Raw genomic sequence first — 18,129 nt, 5'->3', positions numbered from 1 at the left:
CACGTTTCAGAAATAAGTCTCCAATAGGAGACTTATTTCTTTTTAAAAAGGGTTATTTTACACATTAAGCTTGATTTCCGACTTGAGAGGACCTACATCTAATACCATGTTTAAAAAATAATGTGGCTATTAGCAATGACTTTACAGCAAGCGACTTTACCAACTCCGCGTTTTGACCAAATTGAATTAGAAAATTTAAAACAAGACATCCAGCAAGCGATCCAAGCAGGTCAGGAATTTTTAAATACTCTTACGGCTGCACCTACAGATGTAACTCAGCAACTTGCAGTACTTGAGCAAGTCGATACACTTGAAAATAATCTAAGTGAATCATGGGGCGTTTTATCGCATTTAAACGCGGTAATGAGCAATGCAGAAACGAGAGAAGTCTATCAATCTTTATTACCAGCATTAAGTGAATATTACACTCAGCTTGGTCAACACACGGCGCTTTATCAAACCTATCAACACATCCATGATGGTCAAGGTTATAGCTCTCTTAGCCCTGCACATCAAAGTGCTATTCGTTTAGCTTTACGAGACTTTAAACTTTCAGGTGTAGCCTTAGAGGGTGAAGAGAAAAAACGTTATGCAGAGATTTCTGCGCGTCTTTCACAGCTTTCTTCTGATTTTTCAAACCACGTACTTGATGCAACACAAGCTTACTTTAAACCACTTACCGAAGATCAGCTAAAAGGTCTTCCAGCAAGTAATATTGAGTTATTAAAACAGTACGGCAAACAACGTGAACTTGACCAAGCTGTAGCAACCCTAGATTTCCCAGCATATTTTGCAATCATGACTTATGCAGATGACCGTGCATTGCGAGAAGAGCTTTATAGAGCTTATGTGACTCGAGCATCTGATCAGTCTGAACCAACTGAGTTTGATAACAGCAAAATTATGGAAGAAATTTTGAGCCTTCGTCAGGAAATGGCGAAACTACTTGGTTTCAATAACTATGCTGAATATTCTCTTGCAAGCAAAATGGCACCAGACGTAAAAACAGTACATGAGTTTTTGGTTGACCTAGCAGAGCATGCGCGCGCTCCTGCGCTTCAAGAAGTTGCCGAACTTCAAGATATTGCTAAACAAGATGGTGTGGATGAGCTTAAACCTTGGGATACAACTTACTATTCTGAAAAGCTGAAACAGCAACAATTCAACCTATCTCAAGAAGCTTTAAAACCTTATTTCCCTGCACCTAAAGTTGTTCAGGGATTATTCCAGATTGTGCAGCGCCTATACGGTATTAATATTATCGAAAGACAAGCACCTGTCTGGCATCCAGATGCACGTTATTTTGAATTAGAAGACCAAGGTCAAGTGATTGGTGGCTTCTTTTTTGACATCTATGCACGTACAGGTAAACGTGGTGGCGCATGGATGAACGGCTTCCGCTCGCGCATGCAAACACTTCATGGCTTACAAAAACCAATTTGCTATATGGTGTGTAACTTTACTCCTCCAGTAGGTGACCAACCTGCTTTATTGACTCATGACGAAGTGATTACTTTGTTCCATGAGTTCGGACATGGTTTACATCATATGTTGACCGAAGTAGATAATATCTCGGTTGCAGGAACTCATGGTGTTGCTTGGGATGCAGTAGAATTACCAAGCCAGTTTATGGAATTCTGGTCATGGGATAAAGAAAGCCTAGATGTATTAAGTGAACACATCGATAGTAAACAGACTTTGCCACAAGAATTACTAGATGCTTTATTAAATGCTCGATTCTTCCAATCTGGTATGCAAACTTTACGTCAGCTTGAATTTGCATTATTTGACTTGACCATTCACACAAAAACACCTGCACTAAACAGTGAGCAAATTCAGCAAACCTTAAACGATATTCGTAAGCAATATGCGGTCGTTCCTACTGTCGACTACAACCGTTTCCAACATAGTTTTAGTCATATTTTTGCTGGCGGTTATGCCGCAGGTTATTACTCTTACAAATGGGCAGAAGTCTTAGCGAGCGATGCATTTGATCGTTTTGAAAATGAAGGCATTTTCAACACTCAAACGGGTAAAGAATTCCGTCAGGCAATTCTAGCTGTGGGTGGAAAAGACACTGCGCTTGAGGCATTTGTTAATTTCCGTGGACGCGAGCCTAAAATTGACGCATTGTTACGTCATCAAGGTTGGACGAATGACAACAAAACCGCTTAAACTATGGGCCTAAATTGATCGTGTGGTTAGGGTGATAAAGATGAAAAAACGTTTCATTGCTGGGGCAAAATGTCCAAAATGTGAAGCCATGGATCGGATTATCATGCTAACCACCGCAGAAGACGAATGGATTGAATGTATCGAATGCGGTTATAGCGAAAATCGTCCGACTCATGTTGATGAGCCTGAAACACCTGCTGAACCGGATGAAATTGGGGTAATACAGTTCAAGCCACGTCGTCCCGACTAAAGGTCTTAAACATGCCACTACAAAGAAAACAAAACTCAAAATTATTATGGATTTTAATTGGGGGCTTAAGCATTCTCGTAGTGCTTTTTTTTGCAGCGCAATGGTTTTTTAAAAAAACCGAGTCGTCAGCACCACTGGTTGATCCACAACCTGTCTCGACTCCTGCTCCTGCTAAACCGAAACCAGCTGAGCCATTACCAAGTTCTGAACCCTTAGCTGAAAATGCAAGCTCTCAGCAACTTGTCAGTGAAAATGTGCTTAAAGAGCCTGTCCCAGCACAGGAGTCTTTAGCAAAAGAAGAAGTATCTAAACTTGAAGATATTCATCGCCAGCTAAAAGATCAGGAAGCCACCTTAAAAGCTCAGCATGCAGATGCTGATCAATTAACTAAACTCAAAGAAGAACAAGTTAAATTGCTGGAAGCTCAGCTTAAACAGCAATAGTTTTTCAACGAACTCTTAAAAAAGCTAAAGCTATCCATCTTTAGCTTTTTTGTTCGGATTTAAAAATAGTACTAATTAGCTTTTTCTCAATTTACTCAATCTACTTATTAAAAAAGCCCTCCATTTAGGAAGGCTTTTTTGTATAACCAATACTTTGATTTAAGTTATTTATACCAATCGAATAACTTAAATACGTATGGCACATAAGTCACTAATACCAATGATGAGAACAAGACAATAATTGGTAACAACCAGCGCTCATAACGGAAGTAGAAGCTTGTATATTTCTCTTTCGCTTCAGCATCAGCAGCGTTCACCTCATCATCTCCCACGGACAACCGCGTAAGTAGATGGTTTAAGGCAACTGGTGGTGTTACGTAGCCAAATTCGAATGCAACCAACACAATCATCCAGAAATGAATTGGATGAATACCATTTTCGTATGCCACAGGTGCAATAGTTGCAGCAACTAAAATTACAGCACCAAATGGATCTGTACACATACCAATAATGGCAAGTAATAGCGCAATACATGCGAGTGAAATGTAAATACTGCCCAAATGAGTCGGTAATAATTCGACCACTTCAGAGCGTTCAATTAAACCACCTACACTTGCGGACAATGCCATCAAGATAATTAAAGCACCGATATGACCTACAGTTTCTGAGGTCGCAAAACGAAGTGCTCCACCAAAACCGAGACGGTATTGAGAGCTATGCGGATCATGTGCACGAAGAAATGGTGATTTTTGTTCGTGTTCACGAACAATCGCTTCATGAATATTGATTGCAGGCGCTTCTTTGGTCGCAACCAATTTGTCGTACAAGATCATTGCGATCAGGACTAATGGCAAAATTACTGGTGCAGTAAATTCGTTCATTCCTGTATCTAATGCATATTTATAGATCGCAAGAACAACAGCAGTGATCAGAATATATGGAATTACAGGTACAAAGGCACGCATCATGCCCGGAATCGCAACTTTTGGTGAATTCACACGGAATTTTTCTTCAGCCAAAAGTAGTGAAACGCCCAAGAAAATAAATGCAGTTAACCAAAATACATAAATACCATGCCCAAACAGCTCATCCGATGTAACATGACGGCTATCAAGCATTGCAATTAAAACGACCAGTAGACATGGACGTACAACTACCCCTAAAGAACCTGACATTGCAGACACAGCCAAAGCATATTGACGGCGAGCACCCGCATTCCAGACTTCTTTATAAATAATTGCACCTGCTGCGATAACGAAAATACCTGATGCACCTGTATAAGCTGTTGGTACAGCAGCAGCAATTAGAATTAACCAAGTTAAAGTTTCTGGTGCCAAGTTCCATGGACGAAGCACATTAAGGAACAAGTCCATAACGCGTGTTTGAGTTAAAAGCATACCTGCCCAAATGAACAAGGCAAGGTTTAAGAAGATGCCTGAGAACTCAACCAATAAACCAAGGTAAATACCTTGCCCCATTGGGTAATCCATAAAGAATGTAAATACGATGCCTGTAATTAGGGCCATGTAAGCGTATAAAGGCACCGATAATAAGGCTAAGCCTATATTTCCGCCTTCACGCTTTGGTGGAGGTGAAACAAATAATTGATACAAACTAATTAAAGTCAGAACAACAAATAGAATCATCCAGATCCAGTAAATCGTTACTGTTTCATAGGTAGGTGTTACCCCAGAATTTATGACTGAACGATACTGACTAATGACAGAGGTACTAAGCAGCGCATTACCAATCAACATAAACAAGGAATACACTTTGTAATCTATTTTTGTTGCTGGGTTACGCAAGCCAATATGGTGATATTTCAACGATGCAGTAATCGCAGAAATCAGAACCATAAAGACCAGTAAAATGGCACGGTTTTCTGTACCAAATTTAAAAATACCAAAGAAACCAGTCTCGATAGCACGATAAGTACGTACCCCAGGGTTAGCTTCGATATATTTAATAGTTTTATCATATGCCTGATATTTTTCATCACATTGTTGCTGCGCTGCGAGTAGTGATGCACGGACATCACTTTCCGATGCTGCACCAAAGAAACTCGCGAAATCATCAGACGCATTCGCTTTCATTTGTTCTTTTACTTGAGCCTCGATATTTGGATGTCGATCACAAGTTGGCTTTTCAGGCTCAGCACGCAAAAAAGAATATTGCATACCTGTAGCAGGGTCGCCATAAAGACGTTCCCCGATACGTAATAATTGTCCGTGGATCATTTCCCCGGTACCAATAATTAGCGTCATTAATAGCAAAATGAGGATGACGAATGTTGAGATCCATTCGTTCCAGATATAACCCAGCAGACCTAATCCAGATCTTTTTTCTTGATGTTCTTGCATAAATATTCCAATTTTGTTCTCTCAAATCCCTAAAAAATAAGGATTTGAGTCATGCAATTTTTCTTGGTCAGGGGTTAAATCCATCCCCCTTCTACCAATCCCTTTATTCAACGATCAAATTTGCATCAAACTTTGTTAATAAAGAATGACTAAAATCTCTTTTTTAACAGTTTGTATTGTCAATGTTTCTTTTTTAATCTCTGGAAAATCCAATAACATCCTCCAAAGATTGCTCCACCAATTGCCCCATATAGATGAGCTTCAGTTAAAACTGGACTCCCTATTAGTTGAGCAGTTCCTGTTTGCCCAAAAGTGTTTTCCCATATGAGTTTGGCAATAATTAACCCTAAAACCAGCAAAGCAAAATTTCGCTCTTTACGATATTGCAGATAGACCAAAGCAACCGCTGTATATAGTCCATGTAAGACACCAGACAGACCTGCGTAAGCTTCGATATAAGGTAAATAAAAGTAAAACACCAAACTAATAAAGGGTGGCAACAGCAAAAGTAGACTTAGAAGATGCCATGCTTTTGTATGTGGAAAAATAAAGGGTAAACAAGCGAATGCCATCATATTTAAAAGGAAATGAACCCATCCAACGTGTACCCAATGTGCAGTCCACAAACGCCAGAATTCGCCAAGTAAACTTTCGCGCCAATAAATAAAAGTATCAGGAAACACCTGTAGACATGCAGATATGGAAATGCACACTGCGACCAAAAGCACTTTACTATTCAGTACATGATCCTTCATGGCACACTCCTTGAAATTAAACTTCTTACAATTATTGTAGAACTTAACAATAGACTCGCAAGAAGTTAGTCTTTCAAATATTCGTTACTGCGCTGCTGGTGGAGCAGATGAATCCGCAGGAACCTCAGAAGCGGCTCCCCCATCAAACAACTCATCTAGCTCTGCTGCACCTTCATTTTTATCATCCCAGAAATGAGACATACCATCATCTCCGGTACGTACACCAGTATGCTCAGTCCAGTAACGGTCAGAGATACCACGTACAATAAGACCAGCCATACTATCGATTAACTTAAAGTTCGGATTGACAGGTTTGTCATCAGCTTGAGATGCTGCATAGGTTCTTAATGCATCACGGATTTTTGCATCATCACCGCTTGCTTGAGCAGCTACAGCATATAAGGCATGAGATAGGCGAACACCTTTTTTCTCACCAATCTGAATTGACTGTTTTAAAGTTTGGTACGGATCAGGTTTCCCTTCATCAGCACCTGGCAATAAAGTCCAGATAACAGCACGCGTTGCGTTAGGTGCGCCCCAGAATTTTTCATTATCTAGACAAACCATGCCACGCTCTACAATAGCAGCGATATCTTTAGGAACATTGACTGCACCCCCTGAGTTAATATCGTTGGTCACAGCCTGAAGACCACTGATCATGCCAAGTAAATAAACAGTTTGATCAGTATCATTACGCATCGTTGGGCAAGAATCACCTAAGTGATATTTATATTTAGATTCCCAACGATCAGCAAATAACTTATAACCCGTATATTGACGTTCAGCAGCAATTGCTGCCCAACGCTTTTGTGCAATACGTGCATCTTGGGCTTCTGTCACTTGACCAGCTTTTGATGCGCGCAAATAACGTAATTCTGCTTCTAAAGCCTGATTTTCCGCACATACACCTGATGCTGCATACATTAATACTGCAACACGTGTCGGATCTGCACCCATCCCTTTAGTAGACATGATTGCAGGTGTTAACGCACTACCGGTATTACATACCATTTCAGCATCTTGCATTGCCAAAATAGGTGGAACGACGTGCTTTTCCGTAAAACCTAGAGCAACATTTGCTCCGGTTTTCACGACGTATGAACAACCTGATAAAACTGAAGCTGCAAGAAAACTCACCGCCAAACCTTGGCTTATTTTTTGGACTTTAGACATCTTCCTGTCCTCTATGTAATTTGTTTTTTCCTTTTCAGATGTACATTAGCAGATGCATATCTTGAATAAAAGAGTAATTACTCTAATTGTAGCGCTTATACTTTGACACACTTCACAGCAGATAAAATTGACAGTTTTTCGAGGAAACAGAAATTTTAGGCAAAAAAAAGTAGCATTGCGACGGTTCAGCACATGCTACTTATTAACTGGGATAAGCTTTTAACGGCTTATATTATTTTTGTTCTATATAATCCTTAAGTAAAGTTCCTGCTCTTCCTACTACTACAGCCATAACAACTGCAATTAACAGAAACATCCACATTGAAATCTCCATGAGAGACCTCCTTACTACAATCGCACCCAGTTATAAACTGGACACTTGATGAAATTAATCGATTAACCAATTTTAATAATTGACTGATCGACGACCTTGCATCCTCTGTCTCTTAACCTTGTTAAAACTAACTTTGTTAAGATGTTCCCTGAGTAAAGTTCCTGCTCTTCCTATCACCACTGCCAGAATTATGGCAATGACCAAGAACGACCATGTTGGCATCTCCATTTTGAGACCTCCGACACACTTTACGTTGGTGTTTGTACTTTAACCGATCAAATAGCTACCTATAGGTGAAATTGTCAGACAATTGTCTTTCCTTGGCTTTTTTCTATATTCTAATTAGACAATCCGAAGTTTAATGAAGAAAAAAATTATTAAGTTTTTGTTTTTTATGGTTTTTAAATAAATATACAATTGTAGAATTGTCGAACAATTAATAGAGTTTTTCTAAAACTTTTAATCTTTTCCACTGCTGAATAGGAAGCTGATCGAACCAAACAATAGCTATATTCGTAGGAGTCTCTTCAAAATAAATAACTACAAATAACTGATAATCAATTATTTTAGTAATTTCTGCACGGTAAATTTCTTTTTTTGAGAAATATGCAACCGACCATAATTTTTGATCTAAATATTCAATTTGAGATATTTGTGCTTGCTTTAAAAAGAAAATAAAACCAATAAATAGAAGAATAACAGCACATAGCCACCATATCGGTGTTAATAACTGATAAAGCAGGATTGCTAAACCCAAACCAACAAAAAGCTGAAATATTACCGAGATACGGCTATATTTCAGCTCAAAATTTAATTCTTTTATCAAAACAGTTTAGCCATGTACATACTGTTTTAGTTTATAAATAAATTCACGTAACTCAGTACGTGGAGGTTCAGAAACTTCCATGAACCAATCTAATAAATCCGGATCTTCTTGATCGACTAACTCTGCAAATAATGCTTTTTCTGCTGGATCAGCTTTTAAATAATAGTTTTTTACATACGGGTCAAAATAGACGTCAATTTCTTTTAAGCCGCGGCGTGCTCGATAAATTACTTTACGTTCTTCCAAGGTCATTTCGTCAGACATTTACGTCCCCATCTGTGTTGATAGTGCGCCTAGTTTACCTGATCACATCCTAAAGATCGCTAAAAATATCAAATTGACCAAATTTATCATCTTATCCGCATAATTGAGCATTCATCACATTGTTAGGCATGAAATGCTTACGTATGTTTAGGGCATAACATCACACCTGAACCAAGGAAGAAATACAAATGCAATCTGGTGCCATCCGTCCTATTCCAAATATGTTACCAAGACAATTATTCAATGAAGAACACGAAGCCTTCCGTGAGACAGTGCGTAAATTCTATGAAAAGGAAGTCGTTCCCAATATAGAGAAATATGAAAAACAGCAACATGTTGACCGAGATCTTTGGAATAAAGCTGGAGAACTGGGTCTTCTTTGTACCACAATGCCAGAGGAATATGGTGGCTCTGGGGTAGATCGCCTATACAGTATGATTCTTATTGAAGAACAAGCGTATGCGATGGACTCAAGTACTGGTTTCTCTCTACATTCCGATATTGTTGCTAATTACGTTAATAATTTTGGTAATGAAGAGCAAAAACAAAAATGGTTACCCAAAATGGCAACTGGAGAAGTTGTTACTGCTATTGCAATGACGGAACCAGGCACTGGTTCAGATTTACAAGCGGTAAGAACCACCGCCGTACTTGAGGGTGATGAATATGTCATTAATGGTTCTAAAATTTTTATTACAAATGGCTACTTATGCGACATGGCCGTGGTTGTTTGTAAGACTGGTAATAGTGAGAAAGGTTCGGCGAACTTATCCTTAATTATTGTAGAAGCAGACAGAGCTGGTTTTAGTAAAGGTAAACCACTAAACAAAATTGGTATGAAAGGCCAAGATACCTGCGAATTATTCTTTGATAACGTTCGCGTTCCTAAAGAAAACCTTTTAGGCATGGAAGGTATGGGCTTTATCATGCTCATGAAAGAATTAGCATGGGAACGAATGTTAGTTGCTATTATTTGTCAGGCAGGTGCTGAAGCAGCATTTGCACATACCGTCCAATATACAAAAGATCGCAAGGCATTTGGTAAACCTATTGGCGCATTTCAAAATACGCGCTTCAAACTTGCGGAACTCAGAACAGAAATCGATTTCTGCCGGACATATTTAGATCGTTGTATGGAATTACAACTTGAAGAAAAATTGAGTGTCGAAGCTGCTGCTGCTGCTAAATATAAAATTTCTGATATGTTCTCAAAGATTGTAGATGAATGTCTTCAGTTACATGGTGGTTATGGCTATATGCTTGAATATCCAATTGCACGTGCATACATTGATCATCGAGCAAATCGAATTTATGCAGGTACAAATGAAATCATGAAAGAATTAATTTCAAGAACACTTTAATACCTTTACAAGAAAAGGGGCATTACGCCCCTTTTTTTATTTAACAGGACTTAAGATACTAATTTTGGTTTACGCTCATTCGCTTCAGAACGCTTATGAAAATGAAGAATGCCATCTTCAAATTTTGCATTTTTCAAAGACTTTCTATCTTCTAAATAGTTATTAGTCACCTGCCATGGAGCACGCTTACCTTGTTTAGGAAGTTCATGTGCTGCACGGTTAATATAACCTGAAGATAATTTACCCATTACAGTATCTTCTTCCATCACAGTCTTATCACCCGATGGAATCACTTCATCATAACTATTTTTGTCCATATAGTTTAATAAGCGACAAATATATTCGGCAGCGATATCTACTTTGAGTGTCCATGAGGCATTTACATAGCCAATAATCATAGCCATATTCGGTACATCACTTAGCATTATGCCGTTATAAAGCATATGTTCAGATGAGTTGATTGGTTTCCCATCAAGAGTCGCCTGAACTCCGCCCATAATCTGAACTTGTAATCCTGTTGCAGAAACAACGATATCAGCATCAAGATGTTTGCCAGATTTAAGTAAAATACCTTTTTCAGTAAATTTCTCGATTTGATCAGTTTCTACGCTCGCTTTGCCTTCACGTAAAATCTTAAACAAGTCCCCATCTGGCACTACACATAAACGCTGATCCCAAGGATTGTATGAAGGTGTAAAATGCTTCATATCAACCTTACCTTTAAGCTGCACTTCAATTGCTTTTAAAAGTAAACGACGTACAGTTTTAGGATGTTTCTGAGACAGCGCATAAATAGCGCGCTGCATACCAATGTTGCGAGCTCGAGTAAATTTATAAGCTGCCTCTTCAGACATAAATTTACGCGTTTTTTCATAGATAAAATCGATAGAAGGAACGCTAGCAATATATGTTGGTGAACGCTGCAACATGGTCACATGACCTGCCCCACCTTTAGCCATTGCTGGTACTAAAGTAATCGCTGTTGCACCACTACCAATAATAACCACCTTTTTACCTGTGTAATCTAAGTTTTCAGGCCAATGCTGTGGGTGAATGAGTTGCCCTTTAAATGCTTCTTGATTTGGGAAAGAAGGCGCATAACCCTGATCATAATTATAGTAACCTGTACAACCGACCACAAAGTTAGCAATCCAAGTCTGCTGTTTTTTTTTGCTATCTTCGACTACAACCTGCCATTTTTTTGAAGTCGAATCATAATTAGCAGAAAGTACGCGATGACCAAAATGAATTTTTTCTTTTAATTTAAATTCATTAATTACTTCTCCTAAATATCCTTTAATAGAAGCACCATCAGCTAATACATTCGCTTTACACCATGGTTTAAAGTTAAAACCAAAGGTAGACATATCTGAATCTGAACGGATACCAGGATAACGGAAAAGATCCCATGTTCCACCAAAAGACTCACGACGTTCTAAAATCTCGAATTGTCGTTGTGGTGAATTTTTTGACAAATGGGCAGCAATTCCGATTCCTGAAATACCTGCGCCAATGATTAAAATATCAACTTGCTTTTCCATTTTATTTTTATACCCATTGTTGAGAATATAAGTTTATTAAAACACAATTTTGACAATACACAATGTCAAGTTTGACCGTTTATCTACTTTTTTATGTCACTTGAGGACATTTTTATAATTTATTTTGTGAGTAGAAATAAAAAAGACCGGCATAAAACCGGTCTTTTTTGAATAAAATCAATTATTCAGCTGAAGTGTTTACTTCACGATCTACAAGCTCAACGTAAGCCATCGGTGCTGCATCACCAGCACGGAAGCCCGCTTTAAGAACACGTAGATAACCGCCGTTACGTTCTTTGTAACGAGGGCCGAGTACGGTAAATAATTTACCAACAGTTGCAGCATTACGAGTACGAGCAAATGCTAAACGACGATTTGCTACAGTATCGTTTTTTGCTAGAGTGATTAAAGGCTCAGCAACACGACGTAATTCTTTAGCTTTAGGCACAGTTGTTTTGATCAACTCGTGTTCAAATAAAGAATTAGCCAAGTTTTGGAACATCGCTTTACGATGGCTGCTTGTACGGCCTAATTTCACACCACTATTACGATGACGCATGGTGATAGTCCTACTTAATTAACGGCTACGATAGGCAAAACGGTCGTCCATACGAAGACTAGCTGGTGGCCAGTTTTCAAGACGCATACCGAGTTGTAAGCCTTTCGATGCCAAAACATCTTTGATCTCTGTTAACGATTTTTTACCAAGGTTAGGAGTTTTTAACAACTCAACTTCAGTACGTTGAACAAGATCACCAATGTAGTAAATATTTTCTGCTTTCAAACAGTTAGCAGAACGAACAGTAAGCTCTAGATCATCTACTGGGCGAAGCAAGATTGGGTCAACTTCTTCACGAGGCTCTTGAGCAACTGGAGTTTGGTCTTTCTGAAGATCAACAAAAATTGCAATTTGTTGTTGCAAGATTGTTGCCGCTTTACGGATTGCTTCTTCAGGATCAACCGTTCCATTTGTTTCGAGGTCGATTACCAGTTTATCTAAATCGGTACGTTGTTCTACACGCGCATTTTCAACGGTGTAAGAAACACGTTTAATCGGGCTATAAGAAGCATCTAATTGCAAACGACCAACAGGACGTGTTTCGCCTTCAGGGAAACGAGAATCAGATGTTTCATAACCACGACCTTGAGCAACTTTCAAGCGCATTTTTAATGAGCCTGAAGCACTTAAAGTACCGATTAAATGTTCTGGGTTAACCACTTCAACATTATGAGGTAAACGAAGGTCAGCAGCAGTAATATCGCCAGGACCTTGTTTCTCTAATGTTAAATATGCTTCATTTTGATCGAACAGCTTAATAGACAATCCTTTTAGGTTCAGCAAGAGCTCGACGATGTCCTGCTGCAAGCCTTCTAAAGTACTGTACTCGTGCTCGACACCTTCTATCTCAACTTCAACCACAGCAGCGCCAGGTAAAGAAGACAATAGAATGCGACGTAAAGCATTACCTAGAGTGTGGCCAAAACCACGCTCTAAAGGTTCTAGAATCACTTTTGCCGAGGTCCCGCTTACCGCTTCGACCTTGATCGCTTGCGGAGTTAGAAACTCGTTTGCAGTACGCGTCATTATTGCTACCTCAAGGATTATTTAGAATACAATTCTACAATCAAGCTTTCGTTGATTTCAGCAGGTAAATCAGAACGATCTGGTGCAGCTTTAAACGTACCTTCAAGCTTAGAATGATCAACTTCGATCCAAGCTGGAATACCACGTTGTGCAGCTAACTCAATCGCGTTTTTAATACGCAATTGTTGTTTAGCACCTTCGTGAACCGCAATTACATCACCAGCTTTAACTTGAATAGATGCGATGTTTACACGACGACCATTCAAAGTAATGCTACGGTGACTTACTAACTGACGAGCTTCTGCACGTGTAGAACCAAAACCCATGCGATAAACAACGTTATCAAGACGGCTTTCAAGCAATTTCAACAAGTTCTCACCTGTTGCGCCTTTAACACGAGCTGCTTCTTTATAGTAGTTACTAAATTGACGTTCTAACACACCGTAAATACGACGGACTTTTTGTTTTTCACGTAATTGTAGTGAATACTCAGATTGCTTACCACCGCGTGCCTGACCATGTTGACCAGGTGCTTTGTTAGCTTTTTTAGTTTTGACGTCAAATGGTTTAACGCCAGATTTAAGTTGCAGGTCTGTCCCTTCGCGGCGAGAGAGTTTGCATTTTGGACCAATATAACGAGCCATGAATGTTTCTCCTTACACGCGACGTTTTTTAGGTGGACGGCAACCGTTGTGAGGAATTGGAGTCACATCGGTAATGCTGTTAATCTTATAACCCACTGCGCCTAATGCACGAACCGCAGACTCACGACCTGGACCAGGACCTTTTACAAGGACATCCAGATTTTTCAAACCGTAATCTAAAGCTGCTTTACCAGCAACTTCAGCAGCTACCTGAGCAGCAAACGGAGTTGATTTACGTGAACCACGGAAGCCTTGTCCACCTGAGGTGGCCCAAGCCAATGCATTACCTTGACGATCAGTAATCGTAACAATGGTGTTATTAAAAGACGCGTGAATGTGTGCAACACCTTCAGAGACGGTACGAGTGACCTTCTTGCGTGTGCGAGTATCTTTAGCCATCTTTTAGCTTCCAGAAATCTTACTTTTTAATCGGTTTGCGCGGACCTTTACGGGTACGTGCGTTAGTTTTGGTGCGTTGACCACGGACAGGCAAGCTGCGACGATGGCGAAGGCCGCGGTAGCAACCCAAATCCATTAAACGTTTAATGTTCATGGAAATTTCGCGACGTAAGTCACCTTCGGTAGGAACCTTAGCAACTTCTGCACGAATCGCATCAAGCTGAGCATCGTCCAACTCACGGATCTTAGTAGTTTCAGTAATACCAACTGTAGCTAAGATATTCTTAGCAGTGTGGCGACCGATACCAAAGATGTAAGTGAGGGAGATAACAGCATGCTTGTTATCCGGAATGTTTACACCGGCAATACGAGCCATTCACTTTCTCCAAAAAGGCAGTAGAGATAATCAACCGCCCCACAAAAATCTTGAGGGGCGGATATTAACCCAATTCGCCTACTGAAATCAACAGGTCTTGATTAGATTAACCTTGACGCTGCTTATGACGAGGTTCTGCGCTACAAATTACGCGAATAACCCCATTACGACGGATAACTTTACAGCTACCACAAATTTTCTTTACAGAAGCTTGTACTTTCATGATGAAACCTCTAAGTGCGCTTATCCCTTAGGATGAGCAGTCGTTTTTCTCATTAATGTTTGATTATCATATTGATGAGATGTTAAATGCGCTTGTAGCTGAGCCATAAAGTCCATAACCACGACAACTACGATCAATAGTGAGGTACCACCCAAATAGAATGGAATCCCAAAAGAACTTTGTAGAATCATTGGCATTAAACAAATGACCGTAATATAAATCGCACCAATAAACGTCAAACGATTAAGAATATGATCTAAGTAACGAGCAGTTTGCTCACCTGGGCGAATACCAGGCACATAAGCTCCGCTGCGTTTTAGATTTTCTGATACTTCCTTAGGGCTAAATACTAAAGCCGTATAAAAGTAACAGAAAAAGATAATTAACGCACCAAAGAGCACCAAATACAAAGGCTGTCCAGGCGACAATACTAAAGCTAAATCTTGTAAGCTGCTTTTAATAAAACCAGCATTTGGATCTGCACTTCCCACCCATTGACCAAGACTTGCTGGGAACAAGAGTAGAGAACTTGCAAAAATCGCAGGAATAACACCAGCCATATTAATTTTTAATGGCAAATGCGTCTGCTGTGCTGTAAATATACGACGCCCTTGTTGCTTTTGCGCATAGTTTACTGGAATGCGACGTTGTGCTTTTTCAATAAACACAATAGCTGCCAATACACCGAGAGACAAAAGACCAAAGATTACAAGACCAATCAAACTTGTCTGACCATTATCTACAGAAGAGATAGATTGCATAATTAAATTAGGCAAACCAGCAACAATACCTGCAAAAATAATCATTGAGATACCATTACCGATACCTCTTTCTGTGATCTGTTCACCTAGCCACATTAGGAACATTGTTCCCGCAACTAAAGAAGTAACAGCAGGTACGTAAAATGCAAGGCCATTTGTCAAAGTAATACCTTGACCAATTAAGCCAGCACACATACCAACAGCCTGAACCACAGCAAGTAGTAATGTACCCTGACGCGTATATTGATTAATTTTACGCTTACCTTGCTCACCTTCCTTTTTCAAGGCTTCAAGTGATGGAATTACAGTAGACATTAACTGCACAATAATTGATGCAGAAATGTAAGGCATAATTCCTAAAGCAAGAATAGACATTCGCTCTAAAGCACCGCCAGAAAACATATTGAATAGCCCAAGAATAGTTCCTTGGTTCGCATGAAATAAATTTTCTAACGCAGCATTATTAATGCCTGGTACTGGAATATGCGCTCCTAGTCGAAAGACCAGCAATGCACCGATTAGAAAACTCATCCGGCGAATAATTTCACGGTATTTCACATGAAATGGCTGACCTTTCATCATGTTGACATGACCTGAAGAACTAGGAGACATAGACACTCGAGATTACTCCTCGACTTTACCGCCAGCTGCTTCAATCGCAGCTTTAGCGCCTTTAGTCAATGCAACACCTTGAACAGTGAATGCACGAGTGATTTCACCAGAAAGTACGATACGAGCACGAATTTGGTCACGACGAACAACATTCGCAGCTTTCAAAGTTTCTAGGCTAACGATGTCGCCTTCAACTTTGCTTAACTCAGATAAACGTACTTCAGCAGTTTTTAAAGCGATTTGGCTAGTGAAACCGAATTTAGGTAAACGACGATAAATCGCTGTTTGACCGCCTTCAAAGCCTGGACGAACGCCACCACTTTTACGTGATTTTTGACCTTTGACACCACGGCCACCAGTCTTACCAACGCCAGAACCGATACCACGGCCTAAACGACGGTGTTCACGTTTTGCACCTTCTGCAGGCGCAAGTTCATTTAAACGCAGAGTCATGGCTTATTCCTCTACACTAACCATATAGTAGACTTTGTTGATCATACCGCGGTTAGAAGGCGTATCTTGCACTTCTACAGTATGACCAATACGACGCAGACCTAAACCTTGTAAGCAAAGCTTGTGATTTTTCAAGCGATGTGAAGAAGATTTAGTCTGGGTAACTTTAATCGTTTTCATGATTGATTACCCTTGAATTTCTTCTACTGATTTACCACGTTTCGCAGCGACTTTCTCAGGAGAAGTCATATCACGCAAACCTTTGAAAGTTGCGTTTACTACGTTTGCAGCATTAGTAGAACCATAACATTTAGCAAGTACGTTATGTACACCTGCAGCTTCTAGAACAGCACGCATAGCGCCACCAGCGATTACGCCAGTACCTTCAGAAGCAGGTTGCATATATACACGGCTTGCACCATGACGAGCATTCACAGGGTGTTGTAAAGTAGTACCTGCAAGGTCTACAGTAATCATGTTGCGACGTGCAGCCTCAAGTGCTTTAGAAATAGCAGCTGGAACTTCACGAGCTTTACCACGACCAAAACCAACACGACCATTACCATCACCCACAACAGTTAATGCTGTGAAAGAGAAGATACGACCACCCTTAACAACTTTGGCTACACGATCAACGGCAACCAGCTTTTCAACAAGACCTTCGTTTTGTTCAACTTTAGCCATGATTAGAACTCCAAGCCGTTTTCACGAGCAGCATCAGCCAAGGCTTTGATACGACCATGATATTTAAAACCAGAACGGTCAAATGCAACTTTAGTTACACCAGCTGCTTTCGCACGCTCTGCGATTAAAGCGCCTACTTTAGTAGCCGCATCTACATTACCTGTAGTACCGCTACGTAAAGATGCATCCAAAGTTGAAGCTTGTGCTAAAACTTTGCCACCATCTGCTGAAATAACTTGAGCATAGATGTGACGCGGAGTGCGGTTTACACACAAACGAGTCGCACCCAATGCACGAATGTGCAAGCGTGTGCTTTTCGCACGACGCAAACGGGATTGTTTCTTTTCGTTCATAAGAACCTCGCGCCTTATTTCTTCTTAGCTTCTTTACGAAGAATGACTTCATCCGAATAACGAACACCTTTACCTTTATATGGTTCAGGAGAACGATATGCACGGATTTCTGCCGCTACTTGACCTAACAACTGCTTGTTTGCTGATTTCAAAATGATTTCAGTAGCAGTTGGAGTTTCCGCTGTTACACCTTCAGGTAAAGCGTAGTCAATTGGGTGTGAAAAACCAAGGTTAAGGTTTACAACAGTACCTTTAACCGCAGCTTTATAACCAACACCAACTAGCTGCAACTTACGTTCGAAGCCTTCACTAACCCCTTTAACAAGGTTATTCAATACAGCGCGAGCAGTACCAGCTTGCATCCAAGCATCTTTCGATTCTTTAACTGGAGCAAGTTGAAGTTTACCTTCTTCCTGTTTTAGCTCGACCAGCGCATGCAGGTTGAAAGACAATGTACCTTTGCTGCCTTTCACTTCGACCTGCCGGCCGTTCTGAGTAACTGCTACACCATTAGGTACAGTTACTGGGGCTTTAGCCACACGAGACATGAGGAATCA

22 protein-coding genes are annotated in these 18,129 nt (G+C 40.1%); 4 read left to right on the top strand and 18 right to left on the bottom strand.

Annotated features, from left to right (window positions below):
* Positions 1-120: 120 nt before the first annotated feature.
* The 3 genes from JGE69_RS12075 to JGE69_RS12065 are packed head-to-tail and all read left to right on the top strand — an operon-like array spanning position 121 to position 2,868.
* Positions 121-2,175: a M3 family metallopeptidase gene (locus tag JGE69_RS12075; RefSeq protein ID WP_199113573.1), complete on the top strand. Its 2,055-nt coding sequence runs from the start codon at positions 121-123 to the stop codon at positions 2,173-2,175.
* A gap of 40 nt (positions 2,176-2,215) precedes the next feature.
* Complete coding sequence (locus JGE69_RS12070) at positions 2,216-2,425, top strand: YheV family putative zinc ribbon protein (RefSeq protein ID WP_002117042.1); 210 nt, start codon at positions 2,216-2,218, stop codon at positions 2,423-2,425.
* Positions 2,426-2,436: 11 nt separating this feature from the next.
* Positions 2,437-2,868, top strand: coding sequence for a hypothetical protein (locus JGE69_RS12065; RefSeq protein ID WP_005067294.1), 432 nt, complete (start codon positions 2,437-2,439; stop codon positions 2,866-2,868).
* A 164-nt stretch (positions 2,869-3,032) separates the two neighbouring features.
* On the opposite strand, the gene JGE69_RS12060 is transcribed toward JGE69_RS12065, so the two are convergent.
* From JGE69_RS12060 to JGE69_RS12040, 5 genes are all read right to left on the bottom strand, one after another.
* Complete coding sequence (locus JGE69_RS12060) at positions 3,033-5,228, bottom strand: TRAP transporter large permease subunit (RefSeq protein ID WP_017400431.1); 2,196 nt, start codon at positions 5,226-5,228, stop codon at positions 3,033-3,035.
* A gap of 179 nt (positions 5,229-5,407) precedes the next feature.
* Positions 5,408-5,983 carry a rhombosortase gene (rrtA, locus tag JGE69_RS12055; protein WP_005067290.1) on the bottom strand — a complete coding sequence of 192 codons (576 nt, stop codon included), beginning with the start codon at positions 5,981-5,983 and terminating at the stop codon, positions 5,408-5,410.
* An 84-nt stretch (positions 5,984-6,067) separates the two neighbouring features.
* Positions 6,068-7,156 (bottom strand): hypothetical protein, encoded by a 1,089-nt coding sequence (locus tag JGE69_RS12050; protein ID WP_069119507.1) that lies wholly within the window; start codon positions 7,154-7,156, stop codon positions 6,068-6,070.
* Between the two features lie 770 nt (positions 7,157-7,926).
* On the bottom strand, positions 7,927-8,316 hold the full coding sequence (locus JGE69_RS12045; protein WP_199113572.1) for a hypothetical protein: 390 nt from the start codon (positions 8,314-8,316) through the stop codon (positions 7,927-7,929).
* Between the two features lie 6 nt (positions 8,317-8,322).
* Positions 8,323-8,580, bottom strand: coding sequence for a succinate dehydrogenase assembly factor 2 (locus JGE69_RS12040; protein WP_002117064.1), 258 nt, complete (start codon positions 8,578-8,580; stop codon positions 8,323-8,325).
* A gap of 188 nt (positions 8,581-8,768) precedes the next feature.
* On the opposite strand from JGE69_RS12040, the gene JGE69_RS12035 reads away from it, so the two are divergent.
* Positions 8,769-9,941 (top strand): acyl-CoA dehydrogenase family protein, encoded by a 1,173-nt coding sequence (locus JGE69_RS12035; RefSeq protein ID WP_002116790.1) that lies wholly within the window; start codon positions 8,769-8,771, stop codon positions 9,939-9,941.
* Positions 9,942-9,991: 50 nt separating this feature from the next.
* Here the strand turns inward: JGE69_RS12035 and JGE69_RS12030 are convergent, their stop codons facing one another.
* The 13 genes from JGE69_RS12030 to rplF form a co-directional block, all read right to left on the bottom strand.
* Entirely contained in the window at positions 9,992-11,482 is a 1,491-nt protein-coding gene (locus JGE69_RS12030; RefSeq protein WP_199113570.1) for a flavin-containing monooxygenase, read from the bottom strand.
* 181 nt (positions 11,483-11,663) lie between these two features.
* Positions 11,664-12,041 carry a 50S ribosomal protein L17 gene (gene rplQ / locus JGE69_RS12025; protein ID WP_002049717.1) on the bottom strand — a complete coding sequence of 126 codons (378 nt, stop codon included), beginning with the start codon at positions 12,039-12,041 and terminating at the stop codon, positions 11,664-11,666.
* A gap of 18 nt (positions 12,042-12,059) precedes the next feature.
* A complete protein-coding gene (locus JGE69_RS12020) occupies positions 12,060-13,067 on the bottom strand; it encodes a DNA-directed RNA polymerase subunit alpha (protein WP_002116730.1) in 1,008 nt (335 codons plus the stop codon).
* A 17-nt stretch (positions 13,068-13,084) separates the two neighbouring features.
* Entirely contained in the window at positions 13,085-13,711 is a 627-nt protein-coding gene (rpsD, locus tag JGE69_RS12015; protein WP_000135204.1) for a 30S ribosomal protein S4, read from the bottom strand.
* Between the two features lie 12 nt (positions 13,712-13,723).
* The gene (gene rpsK / locus JGE69_RS12010; RefSeq protein ID WP_001040166.1) at positions 13,724-14,110 is read right to left on the bottom strand and encodes a 30S ribosomal protein S11; all 387 of its coding nucleotides are present in this window, start codon (positions 14,108-14,110) and stop codon (positions 13,724-13,726) included.
* A 19-nt stretch (positions 14,111-14,129) separates the two neighbouring features.
* Positions 14,130-14,486, bottom strand: a complete 357-nt coding sequence (rpsM, locus tag JGE69_RS12005) for a 30S ribosomal protein S13 (protein WP_000090816.1) — start codon at positions 14,484-14,486, stop codon at positions 14,130-14,132.
* A gap of 106 nt (positions 14,487-14,592) precedes the next feature.
* On the bottom strand, positions 14,593-14,709 hold the full coding sequence (gene rpmJ / locus JGE69_RS12000; protein ID WP_000867907.1) for a 50S ribosomal protein L36: 117 nt from the start codon (positions 14,707-14,709) through the stop codon (positions 14,593-14,595).
* A 20-nt stretch (positions 14,710-14,729) separates the two neighbouring features.
* Positions 14,730-16,049 (bottom strand): preprotein translocase subunit SecY, encoded by a 1,320-nt coding sequence (gene secY / locus JGE69_RS11995; RefSeq protein ID WP_170249219.1) that lies wholly within the window; start codon positions 16,047-16,049, stop codon positions 14,730-14,732.
* Between the two features lie 45 nt (positions 16,050-16,094).
* Positions 16,095-16,535 (bottom strand): 50S ribosomal protein L15, encoded by a 441-nt coding sequence (gene rplO / locus JGE69_RS11990; RefSeq protein ID WP_002116985.1) that lies wholly within the window; start codon positions 16,533-16,535, stop codon positions 16,095-16,097.
* Positions 16,536-16,538: 3 nt separating this feature from the next.
* Positions 16,539-16,715, bottom strand: a complete 177-nt coding sequence (gene rpmD / locus JGE69_RS11985; protein WP_000849088.1) for a 50S ribosomal protein L30 — start codon at positions 16,713-16,715, stop codon at positions 16,539-16,541.
* A 6-nt stretch (positions 16,716-16,721) separates the two neighbouring features.
* On the bottom strand, positions 16,722-17,219 hold the full coding sequence (rpsE, locus tag JGE69_RS11980) for a 30S ribosomal protein S5 (protein WP_001141025.1): 498 nt from the start codon (positions 17,217-17,219) through the stop codon (positions 16,722-16,724).
* Positions 17,220-17,221: 2 nt separating this feature from the next.
* Positions 17,222-17,572 carry a 50S ribosomal protein L18 gene (rplR, locus tag JGE69_RS11975; RefSeq protein WP_002049741.1) on the bottom strand — a complete coding sequence of 117 codons (351 nt, stop codon included), beginning with the start codon at positions 17,570-17,572 and terminating at the stop codon, positions 17,222-17,224.
* A gap of 14 nt (positions 17,573-17,586) precedes the next feature.
* A complete protein-coding gene (gene rplF, locus JGE69_RS11970; protein ID WP_002116801.1) occupies positions 17,587-18,120 on the bottom strand; it encodes a 50S ribosomal protein L6 in 534 nt (177 codons plus the stop codon).
* Between the last annotated feature and the right edge of the window lie 9 nt (positions 18,121-18,129).

Source organism: Acinetobacter sp. C13 (assembly GCF_016809775.1).
GTDB classification, from domain to species: Bacteria; Pseudomonadota; Gammaproteobacteria; order Pseudomonadales; family Moraxellaceae; genus Acinetobacter; species Acinetobacter pittii.
The sequence above is the reverse complement of the archived record's forward strand: the minus strand, read 5'-3'. Positions and strand labels throughout refer to the sequence as shown.